General features: G+C 45.6%; 1 protein-coding gene. It reads right to left on the bottom strand.

The window, feature by feature from the left end:
* Nucleotides 1–957 (bottom strand): SulP family inorganic anion transporter (locus tag DDR33_RS25900; protein WP_162302648.1); only part of this gene is annotated, 957 nt, incomplete at its 3' end.
* Nucleotides 958–1,157 lie beyond the last annotated feature (200 nt).

Here is a 1,157-nt window from a genome sequence, read left to right as displayed (position 1 = left end):
TACTACCACAGCTGTCATCGGGATAGCCCCGAGAAACCCGCAGACCATGTTTCCTATGCCCTGGGCAATCAGCTCCCTGTTTACCGGAGTAATCCTGTTGTGCTTGTCTAATTTGTCTACTGCTTCTACACAGAGAAGAGTTTCAAGAGAAGCAAGCAGACCGATGATCAAGCCATCCTTCCAGATTTCGGAGATACTGAATAACTTCCTGAAATCGGGAAAAGAAATTTCTGAGAAAATGTTGGATGGAATATTAACCAGCTGGCCGGGCTTTAATGCAAGGTCTGAGCTAAGATACGGAAAGATGGAATTTATCAGGATGCCGGATAAAACAACAAGCAGCGGAGCCGGAACCATTTTTAATTTCTTTGCAAACGGCTGCTGTAGCAGAACAAGTAGGGTGAGCGACAAGCCCGTTATCAGGATCACCCCTCTCCGGATGTGCAGGTTGAAGTCGTGAAGGTTTGCGAGGATGTGTTCGTCTGAGAAGATCTGGAGAAAACCGCTTTTCCAAAAATCAGGTCTGTCGTATCCCAGGGCAATAGGAACCTGCTTGGATATCAGTATTATGCCGATTGCTGCAAGCATCCCTTTTATCACAGAAGAAGGAAAGTAGTTGGATATAGTTCCCAGTTTTAAGACACCGAGAGCTAACTGGAACAACCCGGCTACCATGACGGACAGCAGAAAGATCTGATAATTGCCTAAAGACAGGATTGAAGCTGATACCAGTGTGGTGAGACCTGCTGCCGGGCCCGATACACTGAGATGCGAGCCGCTGATCAGGGACACCACAAGACCTCCTATAATGCCCGAGAGAATACCGGAATACAAGGGAGCTCCCGAAGCGAGGGCGATACCAAGACATAAAGGCAGGGCAACAAAGAAGACAGAGAGCCCTGCCGGGAGGTCATATTTAAACCAAAGCAGGCGGTAATATTTAATCTTTCTTTTCACGATTCTGATAATTTTTGCGACCGCGAAGATCTGCGGCTGACTGAAGCCTTTTTCAATCCTAAAGATGGGAATTGCAGGCATTGCAAAGATAAAGAAAAGTGCATTGGGGAATGTGACGAGGATCACTATAAAATGTTCCCAGGAGCATGTTCAAACTTTACTATGTTTTGATTTGTTTAATAATTAATGTAAATTGGCTA

The organism is Pararcticibacter amylolyticus (assembly GCF_003130405.1).
GTDB lineage: Bacteria > Bacteroidota > Bacteroidia > Sphingobacteriales > Sphingobacteriaceae > Arcticibacter > Arcticibacter amylolyticus.
Note: the sequence above shows the minus strand (reverse complement) of the source record. Positions and strands in the feature narration are given on the sequence as shown.